Below are 11,314 nucleotides of genomic sequence, written 5' to 3' on the forward strand. Positions count from 1 at the left end.
TGTCAATTTTTACAATACATTTGTACTATCCGTGGGTAGCGATCGCACTCCTGCAAGTGCCTTAACAAAAGTTCATACAGTGTCGATTACTTTTGTCCGACTACTTATTCCTGAGAACGTTGATAAAGTCGGGCATTTTCTAGGGAAATTGCGGCTTGAGCGCAGATTAGGTTAAGTAGTTCGATGCGATCGCTGGTGAATGCCCCGGTTGTTAAATTATTTTCTAGATATAAAATGCCCATCAACTTACCTTGATGCAAAATCGGGCTACACAAGATACTTTTCGGCTGCTGACGTATGATATATGGGTCGTTGGCTAGAGTCGGATCGGCAGTTGCATTTATTAGCACAACAGTTTGCCTGTCATACTTGACTTTGTAAATCAGTCTGTGAGGAATATCCTGGCTATCTTCAATGGGAATACACTGCAAGACAATTGGCTTTGAACCTGTGGTAATCGATCCTTTGATTAACAGGCGCTCGTCTCGCAACAGCATTAACACGCATTTATCAGCCCCAGCATTTTCAATGACGATTTCAAGCAACGATGAAAGCAGTTTTTCAAATTCGATTTCACCTGAGATAGAATGAGAAGCTTTGAGAATGGCAGCTAAATCTAAAGCAACAGATACATTACTACTGTGGGAAGTGCTGGAACTGACAGATGTAACATTTGCCAATGAGAAGATTGTGTCCCTAGTGGAGAAGGGAGTATGGATTTGCTGGAGGATGGGGGCTAGCAGTTGTGGATAGCATCTTTCCAGATCGGCAATTTTGGCTTTTGCACCCCATTTTTCGTAACAATAGTAAGCTTCTTGTATATAGCCTGCGGCGAATTTTTCTTTGCCCCATTCCAGGCAGAATTTGCCTGCAAGTTCGCTTGCTAGAGCTTTTTCTTGGAGGTAACCATTGACTTCGGCTCCAGAAATAGCACTATCGAACAGTTCAATTGCCTCTGTTTTCTGTCCTGATAAAACGCTTAAAACTGCATTTACGAGATCGTACTTATGAGCAAAGTTTTCCGGACAACTAGCTGCCCATAAACTCAGTTGTGCTTGGTTTGATTTAACTTTTTGGATGTAAGTATTGTCTAAACCTAGAGAATGAATCCGGCAGTATTCAGCTATAGCAATAGATTGATAGAAATTGATCGCTGCCACCTGATATTTTCCAGTAATTGTACCAACGAGGTCTTCAGCCCCCTGAGCCGATTCCAATGCCTCCTCATAGCGCCCGTAGAAACATAAAATTTTAGTTTTTAGGAGCAAATAGTGGCAAATTGCATAATCACTGTTGTGTATCCTACAGGCTTCAAGATGCTGCTGCTCAGTCGGGATATCCTCAGCAGGACTAGCTGTAAGTTCAGCAAGCGCAATTTTTAATCCAGAAAGCACATCCACAGGAAGCTGATAGTTAAGTTTCTTGGCACAAAATTCTAAATATTCAGGCAGATTTTGCTGAATTTCTAATAGGCTTTCTCCTGCATAAAATGGAATGAGCAGCTTGTACATCAAAAGATTACCTGAGAAAACCATCTCCCCAGACTGTAGCCCAGCCACTAATCCTCGATCGAAAATTGGCCCGGAGCAACGCAAAGGACGCACCCAGGAAAGCAGATTATTCCCCAGCATATAGCAAGCTTTACATAGATTATCTGCTTGCTTAAATCGTTTGGCTAAACTTTCTGCAAGTACTCCAAATTCATAGCCAGATTGATAGTTGCTATGATAATATCCGAGATACATTCCATAAGCTGAAAATCCGTTGCCTGATTCAGCTATTACGCCAAAATTCAGAGATACTGAAACCATTGATAACGCGACGACAAAGTATAGTTCTCCTTTTTGTAGAACATAAACGGGTACGATTAAATTATTCAAGATTTTGATAATCAGGCGTTTTTCTGGATCGGTAGCTTCTGGTTCATCGACGAGCTGCTCTATTGTGCGATTCCCTAATTTCAATTGAATCTCACGTTGGTAAGATTCAAGTTTCTCTGGTAAGTCTATTTCTGATAAATCAAAATTCAAGCAAGACAATGCCTTTTGTCCATACTGAAGTGCTTGGAGGTACTGACCTTGCAATGTGAACATCAGAATCGCTAGGTTAAACGCTTCAGCCCTTTCAATTTGTTGTCTTGCCAAGCTAGAGATCGTTTCAACAATGGCTAGAGAAGATTGAAAATCTCCAGACAAATACTTAACTTCTGCGAGATTGAAATAAACATCTAAGGTTTTCTCATAACATTGCTGCCAACTATCTGGAGGTAACAAGCTTTTAGCTACCGTAAAGTAGTTAACAGCAACCCCATAGGCAGTAGACTCTTTAGCCCTTCTCCCTGCAATAGAATTTAGCTGTAAAAGTTCTGAACGTTCTGACTGGCTTTGATGAAGTACAAAGCCCTCATTTAAGTGATTGACGATCGCAAAAATTTTGCTGCCTTTTTCTTCTGGCGACACATTAGCAAGCAGAAGTTTGCCAATTTGGAAGTGGGTTGCTTGTCTCAAAGTCTCAGGAATCAGAGAGTAAGCGGCTTGCTGCACTCGATCGTGCAGAAACCGATAAATAACAGTAATGTTATCAACCGCTTCTATATGATGTCCCTTTCCTTGGAAAAACTTGTAGGTTGAGTTTTCTGGAATAACTAACCCGTCTTGAAGCGATCGCCACAAATCTGCGGCTACACTATCTTGAGTAGCTTCACAGACTACTGCCAATGTTTCTAAATCAAATCGATTGCCAATGCACGCCGCTAGCTTTAATACTTGCTGTGTTGCTTCTGGTAGCCTCTGCAATCGTCGGATCGTAAATTCCACAACATCATCCGTCAGAGCCAACTGTGTCACCTGGATTAAGTCACACTGCCAATAGCCGGAGGAACTATTGAAAGTAATACATTCTTCCTCGTGCAGTCCGTACAAAAACTGAATGGTGAAAAATGGATTTCCCTGAGTTTTTTGGTAGACTAAGTGCGAAAGCGGCGCAGCGATATTATTTGAACACTGCAATGTATCGGCAACTAAACAGGTAATATCTAATTCATTCAAAGCAGCCAACATGAGAGTATTGAGATTGACATCTTGTTTTCTAATCTCATTCAGGGTTAGCATCAGCGGGTGGGCCGGAAAAACTTCATTATCCCGATAAGCTCCGAGTACGAGTAGATAGCCTGCTTCTGACTCGCTCATCAACAATTTCAAAAGGTTCAAAGAAGCGGAATCTGCCCACTGTAAATCATCGAGGAAAATCACTAAGGGATGTTCTTTTTTCGTAAATACCCGAATAAATTTGCCAAACAGCAGATTAAATCGATTCTGAGATGCACTACCAACCAGTTCAACTATCGGGGGTTGGGGTCCAATGATACATTCTAGTTCGGGAATGACTTCAATCAGAACTTGTCCGTTTTCACCAACAGTAGCCAGGATTTGCTCCTTCCAGCGAGCTAGTTCTATATCGGATGCGCTCAGGATTTGTCCCATCAAGCTGCGAAAAGCTTGGACAAAGGCTGAAAACGGAATGTTGCGATTGAACTGGTCGTACTTCCCTTTGATGAAATAGCCGCACTGTCGGGTGATGGGTTTGTGGACTTCATTCACCACCGCAGTTTTGCCAATACCAGAGAAACCAGCCACCAGCATCAGTTCAGAACTGCCGTTAGCAACACGATCGAAGGCTTTCAGTAAAGACTGAACTTCATTTTCCCGTCCGTAGAGTTTATCGGGGATAATGAAGCGATCGCACACATCCCTTGGCCCAATTTCAAATTTATCGATCGCACCTGTTTTTTGAAGTAGAGTTAAACATTTTTCTAGATCGTATTTTAATCCTAATGCACTTTGATAGCGCTCCTCCGCATTTTTTGCCATCAATTTCATCACGATATCTGAAAGCACCTGGGGAATTTCTTTCCTGTTCCCTAATGCACTAGGCATTTTCGCAATATGACAATGCACTAACTCCATTGGATCGTTTGACGCAAAAGGTAATTCTCCTGTAAGTAATTCATAAAAAGTAACGCCCAAAGAATAAAAATCAGTCCGGTAGTCAATCCCACGATTCATCCTTCCTGTTTGTTCTGGGGATAGATAAGCAAGTGTTCCTTCTAAAATGTTGGGATTGATGATGGTTTGGCTTTCTCTTGGGAGTAAAGATGCAATACTAAAATCGCTTAATTTAACTTGTTTAGTTTCAGGATTAATTAAAATGTTGCTGGGTTTGATGTCTTTGTGAATGATGCGCTCTCGATACAGAATATCTAAAATATTGCAGAGTGCGAGCGCAACTTCTAAAAACTCTCTCAAAGAGAGTAAGTTCCCCCCTTTTGATGTCCATTCTTTCAAGGAAATGCCCCCAAAGTCTTCCATTACCAAGGCATAACCATTTTGATATGGTTCTAGGCTATAAGTTTGGATGATTCCAGGTTGAGAAAGGTTTTTAGTAATAGTATACTGATTGCGAAATTGTACCAGTTCGCTAAAGGTGGGATACTCATTTTTCAGCAGTTTGATGACAACAGGTAATCTGTCCTTTGTCCGGATAGCTCGATAAACTAAGGTACGACTTCCTGCATAAAGTGTTTCAACAATTTTATAGTTGGCAATTTGAACGGTTGGATGAGCGTTAATGTTTTGGTGTAAGTCATTCATTGTGGTTAAAATAGATAGGTAATAAGTTATTGACTAAGTGGCATTTCCTCTGGGAAATTACCTATTTTGTTCCGCCTTAGTTGGTAAGATGATAATAAATTCCGTTCCTCGACCTGGAGTGGAATTTACGTCAATTGAACCGCCATGTTTTTCCACTACGATCGACTTAGCGATCGCCAATCCCAATCCCGTTCCTTTCCCTACACCTTTAGTCGTAAATAAGTGGTCAAATATCTTTGCTTTTATTTCATCTGACATTCCTGGCCCGTTGTCTTTGATGCAAATATTTACCCTATCTTTAGATTTCATTTCTGTCCTAATAACGATGCAATTTGCCTGGGCTTTTAGCTGCTCAACACTTTGTTCTCTATGAGATTCTTCCAGGGCATCAATAGCATTAGCCAATATATTCATAAACACCTGATTTAATTGTCCGGGGAAGCACTCAATTAGTGGCAAGTTCCCGTACTCTTTGATTACGTCAATCGCCGGACGCCGTTCGTTAGCTTTCAATCGGTGTTTGAGAATCAAGAGAGTACTGTCAATTCCATCGTGAATATCGAAAGGAACTTTATAATCTTTGTCCGCTCTAGAGAAGGTGCGGAGACTGGTACTAATACCTTTAATCCGATCGCAACCGACTTGCATAGAATCCAACATTTTGGGTAAGTCTTCTAATAGATATTCAATGTCAACTTCTTCAGCTTTTTCTGCGATTTCTTCTCCGGGATTCGGAAATTTTTCTCGGTAGAGTTGCAGGTAATCGGTAATATCTTTGACGGCAGCGATCGCTTCAGTAATATTGCCAGAAATAAAGCCGACTGGATTGTTAATTTCATGGGCAACTCCGGCAACTAAATTCCCCAAAGCAGACATTTTTTCACTCTGCACTAATTGCAGTTGCGATTGTTCCAACTGGAGGGCATAATCCTGGGCTTGCTGGTACAATCTCGCATTTTCTAGAGAAATCGCGGCTTGGGTACACAGGAAGTTAAGCACAACCAGACGATCGCTCGTAAAAACCCCTTTCGTCAAGCGATGTTCCAGATAAAGTATGGCGACCAAATTACCTCGATCGAGAATGGGAACACATAGTACGCTCTGGGGTTTGTACTGGAGCATATAATCACTTATTACACCCGGAATATCAGTTTTTGCTCCTTCAATCACGACTGGTTTGAGGGTATTTTTGACATAATAAATTAGCTTGATTGGAACTGCCTGAGAGATATATAGCGGTTCGGTTTGCAGTAGAGTTGTCGGTGGTCGATCGTCAGAGTTGATATGGGCGATCGCACGGATTTGCCATTCATCCCGATCGGGCAGTAGTAAAACACAAGTTTCCGCTCCAGAAGTTTTCAAAATAATTTGAGTGAGAGTTTCGAGCAATTCATCTAACTGGATTTTACTGGAAAGAGCTTGAGCAGCTTGCAAAACAGAAGTAAAATCGAGGGCATCGGAAATACTGCTGCTACTACTACTGGAAGTTTGAATCGAGTGGATAAAAGGATCGCTAATTGTCGTTAGCGTTTCTAATAGATTGAAGCGAATTTTCGGCTGATTGAGGATAGGCTGAAGTAATTGGGGATAGCATCGTTCTAAGTATTCGACTTTCGCTTTCGCACCCCAACGGGAATAACAATAATATGCTTCCTGCATATAGCCTGCGGCAACTTTTTCTTTGCCCCAGTCAATGTAGAACTTGGCAACTAATTCGTTGGCGAGTGCTTCTTCTGGCAGGTATTGGTTTTCTTTGGCTCCTTGAATCGCGAGTTCGTAAAATTCGATCGCTTCTGTTTTGTGATAGATAACTCGATATTTTTCAGCTTCAACTAAATAATATTTATGCAGGTGATTCATGGGAGCATTTTGCGCCCATTGCAGTAATTTTCCTTGATTTTCCTGGACTCGTTGCCATATCTCCTCCGACTCAACAGTTGATTTCGGCAGGATGGCAAGTGCGGCTAGAGAATCGTAAAAATAAAAGACAGGTTCGAGAATCGTTCCCATACATCCTGTCAGATGTTGTCTGGTTTGCTTTGCATCTTTATCAGCTTTGGCAATCTCTCCCAACCAAAAGTTCAAGACAAATCTATGGTGGTAAAAAATACACAACCGAAATACATCTTTACTTGCTTGCACTTGAGAAACCAATTCTCGCTCGTAAGCATCTTGGCGTAAAGTAACTTCATCCTCCGATTTACCTAATAAAATAAGAGCGGCTTCCCAGTAAATTAAATAATGCTTGGCTGTGGTAACTACGTTCAATTCTCGCAAATGTTCGTGATACGCGGAAATTTTTGGTTCGAGTTCGTTCAAAGGTTGACCGGACCAGAAGGAATTTAAGGAAAACATTTGTACGATGTAGACAATGAATTCCAGATCGCCCGTTTCCAATCCAGCTTGATAGCCTTCCTGAAAAATCGGTAATGTTTCTCTCAAATGAGCCGTGCAGTGATGAACGTATCCCGCAAACACATTAAAAGTTGCCGCTCTCGTATTTTTAGCATCTGGCTCTTTAGCAAGCTGGTAAGCTAGTTGCCCGAACTGCTGAGTCTGTGACATATCTTGCCACAGCATATTCAGTAAGAAGGCATAACTAACATAACTAATCGGAGAAAATACACTATTACCAAATTGAATGGAAAGCCTCACCTGTAGCGCAACTATTAAGGGATAAAGTGGCGAACCTGTCAGGTAACACGAAGGTAAAAGGCTATCAACAATCTGCATAATGGCAAGCTTTTCAGGCTCGCTCATTTTCGGCAAATGAATTAAATCTGCAATCGATCGCTCTCCAATCGCGGTGTCTATTTCCTGTTTTGCCTGCTGCACATCTTCGTTGTTTGGGCTATCCGGCAAGCTAATTCCTAACAGTTGAAGCGCAAATTTGCCTAGACCGATCGCATCTATAAATTTATTTCTAGCATTCAATGCTTGGATTTTAATTTGATAAATTTGCGCCCGATCCAAGGGATTTTTTGCCCGCTCGATAACCCTTTCAATCCACAAATCCATCTGCTCGAAATCACCGCACAACCAAGCAACCTCGGCAGCTAATTCGTACAGCGCTAACGTCATTTCATATTGTCGCTGCCAAGCTTCTACTCCCAGAAATGTCATTCCAACAGTAGCGTATGCGCGGGCGGCTTGATAAGCGGTGGCGGCTCTGGCTTTGCGACAAGCAGTTAAATTGAGTTTTGCTAAATCGTCTCTTTCTTCTTGCTCGACAACCAAAGTAGTGCCGTAATTTAACTGATTGACTAATTCAAAAATGCGTTCTTCTCTAGCTTCTGGTGAGATTTTTTGCAGGAGTAATTGCCCGATTTGATAGTGAGCGATCGCGCGATCGCTTTCTGGAATTAAAGCATAAGCGGCTTGCTGGACTCGATCGTGCAAGAAACGATAGGAAACTGTTTGAAAATTAGCTCGATCGATATTTTCTGCTTCCCCCACGTAAAATTTATAAACCTCACTTTGGGGTAAAACCAAACCTTCTTGTAAAGTCCTCCACAATGCCGTTGCCGTTTCTGCCTCCGAATTTTGCGAAACAATTGCCAAGGTTTCCAGATCGAATTGATTGCCAATGCAAGCAGCTAATTTCAAAACCGCTTGAGTTTCGACGGGCAATTTTTGTAATTGCTGCCCCATGAATTCAACGACATCATCGGTGAGCGCTGCATCTCTAACTTTGGTAATATCGCACTGCCAATATCCAGCTTTAAAATCGAAATCAATCAATCCATCTTGATGCAAAGCTTTGAGGAACTGCGTAACAAAAAATGGGTTGCCTTTCGTTTTTTGCGCGATTAATTCAGTCAGCGGTTGCGCCAAATTAGGAGAACAACTCAGGGTATCTGCTACCAATTGATTCAAACTGATACGATCGAGCGGTGCAAGGGTGATGGTGTTAACAATTGCACCTGCCTTACCGATATCATCTAGGGTCAACATCAGAGGATGGGCGGCGGAAACTTCATTATCTCGATAGGCTCCAATGAGTAGCAGGTAACTGGATTGCGCTTCGCTTACAAGCAACTGCATTAACTTTAATGATGCCGAATCTGCCCACTGCAAGTCATCCAAAAACATCACTAAAGGATGCTCTTTGGTAGTGAAAACAAAGATAAATTTATGGAGTAGCAAATTGAACAGATTTTGCGCCGCCACACCGGATAATTCTGGCACTGGGGGTTGCGATCCGATAATCCGTTCCAATTCGGGAATTACTTCAATAATGACTTGCCCGTTGTCACCAAGGGCGGCTAAAATTTTGGTTTTCCATACTTGGAGTTGGGTATCGCTTTCACTGAGCAATTGTGCCATTAAATCGCGGAATGCTTGTACGAAAGCAGAGAAAGGAATGTTGCGATTGAACTGGTCGAATTTACCTTTAATAAAATAGCCGTGCTGTCGGACAATTGGTTTGTGAACTTCATTCACTACTACGGTTTTTCCGATGCCGGAAAATCCCGCCACCAGCATCATTTCGCTGTTGCCTTGCGCTACTCGCTCGAAGGCTGCTAAAAGTTGCCCTACTTCTCGTTCTCTTCCGTAAAGTTTTTCGGGAATCAGAAAGCGATCGCTAAGATCGCGCTGTCCTAATTTAAATGTTTCCATACTGCCAGTTGCTTGCCATTGCTGCCAGCATTTTTCTAAATCGTACCTCAATCCCAAAGCACTCTGATACCGATCTTCCGCATTCTTTGCCATCAGCTTCATTACGATATCTGCAATGACTTGCGGCACCACCAATCCATTTTTAAATTTGGCATTTTGAATTTTGGATTTATCTGGTTGTTTGGCAATATGACAGTGAACCAACTCCATCGGATCGTCACACTCAAACGGCAATTGTTTGGTCAGTAGTTCGTAAAAGGTAACGCCGAGAGAATAAAAGTCGGTGCGATAGTCGATCCCTCGGTTCATTCGTCCGGTTTGTTCGGGGGAAATATAAGCGAGGGTTCCCTCTAAAACGTTAGGATTTTGGATTTCTTTGGTTTCTCTGGGCAGCAGAGAAGCAATGCTAAAATCAATCAGTTTGACTTGTTTAGTTTCTGGATGAATTAGGATATTGGCTGACTTAATATCTTTGTGAATGACTCGGTTGCAGTAGAGTCCGTTGAGAATTTCACTTAACTGCAAAGCAATTGTCAAAAACTCGTTTAATTCAATGTCATAAGTTTGGACGTATTCTTTCAGCGAAATACCGCCAAAATCCTCCATCACTAGCGCATAGCTGTTACGGTAAAACTCCAAACTATAAGGTTCGACGACTCCAGGTTGACGTAAATTCTTGGCAATGGTATACTGGTTGCGAAATTGCAATAATTCATTAAAAGTAGGATAGTCTCGACGTAAAATTTTGATGACAACAGGCTGCCGTAGGTGCTTCGCCGAGCTGTATTCGGCATCGGCTTCTCCGATGGCTCGGTAAACAAGGGTTCTGGAACCGCAGTAAAGTTGCTCGATCGCACGGTATCCGGCAATTGTGCTGGTTAAATCCACACCTGCATTCATCTGCTTATCCTATCTCAGACATGAACCTCTTTGACACTCCCCACCCTAAAGGGATGGAGATTCTTGTATCACCGAGCAACCTTGCCTAAGCACTGTTTCCAGGTTTAGGTAGAGAGTCGTCTCTCCACAAGCGTTGATTTCCGTATGCCCTACGGTATTTGAAATATATCCCATCAATTTTAATGCCTTCAATAGAATATTAATCGCGGCATTTTCATCTCCGTCTAAACGCTTAATTAATCTGACTCTTTGAATTTGCTCTATCTGATAGAAGTGCAAATCGCGAGTTCCGATTAGTTTAAGCGTGCCGATTTTGTTCTTGTCGCTGTAGGCGATCTTTTTTCTATCCTCAGAAAGTGACCATCCGGACTTCTTGTACTCTACCGAACGTTGGTTCTTTTTGAAGCGAGGGAATCCCTTCTTACCAGGAATTTTTTTCTTGCAGTTCTCGAAAAATTTGGCGATCGCACTCCAGCAACGTTCGGCAGAAGCTTGTCTGGCTGTCGAGTTGAGTTTATTTGCCAATGGGAAGTGCGAATGGCTGACTCGATTGCCGCATACTGCTCTGGCTTTCCCTGGCATTTAAACTCGAATACAAACATGGTTTATCGACCTCATTACCATATATTTATGATAGCTTCAACTCCAAAAATATATGGCAGGATGTCAAAACCCTTAATATTATCTTATGAAATAAAAGCCGTCCTAGAAGAACGGGTTTTTCAACCCATTTCTCTGATAAATCAATATACCCAGTCTAACAATGAGAGAAAATTAGCCTCACGGTCATCCTTTTATAGGCAATTTAATTGTTGGTTAGCTGATTGTTATAGCCAAGTTTTGCAAGCGACAACACTCAATCTAACCACAGCGTATAAGAACTTTTTTGAGGGGAGAGCCGGATTCCCTCGGTTCAAGTCTAAACAAAGTAAACATTGACACTCAAGAGCCCTAAAGGGACGGGGATTCTTCATTCATAGACTCAGCTTGCTTGCGACTGGATTACTCCAACCAAAGTAGCGGCCAAATCTCCTGAAGCGTTCGGATCTTCGATCCAAGTTCCGGTATGCCCTACCGTACTCAAGGCTACTTTTAGAATCATCAGTGCCGCATTCCAATCCCTGTCCAAAATCAATCCACATTTA

2 protein-coding genes and 3 pseudogenes are annotated in these 11,314 nt (G+C 42.1%); 1 reads left to right on the forward strand and 4 read right to left on the reverse strand.

Annotated features, from left to right (window positions below):
- Positions 1–104 precede the first annotated feature (104 nt).
- From H6G03_RS35615 to H6G03_RS35625, 3 genes and pseudogenes are all read right to left on the reverse strand, one after another.
- On the reverse strand, positions 105–4,649 hold the full coding sequence (locus tag H6G03_RS35615) for an ATP-binding protein (protein WP_199315642.1): 4,545 nt from the start codon (positions 4,647–4,649) through the stop codon (positions 105–107).
- Between the two features lie 57 nt (positions 4,650–4,706).
- Positions 4,707–10,169, reverse strand: coding sequence for a trifunctional serine/threonine-protein kinase/ATP-binding protein/sensor histidine kinase (locus tag H6G03_RS35620; protein ID WP_190475396.1), 5,463 nt, complete (start codon positions 10,167–10,169; stop codon positions 4,707–4,709).
- A 219-nt stretch (positions 10,170–10,388) separates the two neighbouring features.
- Positions 10,389–10,771: pseudogene (locus H6G03_RS35625) on the reverse strand (RNA-guided endonuclease TnpB family protein); the annotation flags it as partial.
- A 211-nt stretch (positions 10,772–10,982) separates the two neighbouring features.
- On the opposite strand from H6G03_RS35625, the pseudogene H6G03_RS38545 reads away from it, so the two are divergent.
- A pseudogene (locus H6G03_RS38545) lies at positions 10,983–11,102 on the forward strand (RNA-guided endonuclease InsQ/TnpB family protein); the annotation flags it as partial.
- A gap of 18 nt (positions 11,103–11,120) precedes the next feature.
- Here the strand turns inward: H6G03_RS38545 and H6G03_RS38550 are convergent.
- A pseudogene (locus H6G03_RS38550) lies at positions 11,121–11,314 on the reverse strand (RNA-guided endonuclease TnpB family protein); the annotation flags it as partial.

The organism is Aerosakkonema funiforme FACHB-1375, assembly GCF_014696265.1.
GTDB classification, from domain to species: Bacteria; Cyanobacteriota; Cyanobacteriia; order Cyanobacteriales; family Aerosakkonemataceae; genus Aerosakkonema; species Aerosakkonema funiforme_A.

What these genes read in the sequence shown, in the direction of transcription:
- H6G03_RS35615 (WP_199315642.1), bottom strand. Translation starts at nt 4,649, where the DNA reads ATGAATGACTTACACCAAAACATTAACGCTCATCCAACCGTTCAAATT.
- H6G03_RS35620 (WP_190475396.1), bottom strand. Translation starts at nt 10,169, where the DNA reads ATGAATGCAGGTGTGGATTTAACCAGCACAATTGCCGGATACCGTGCG.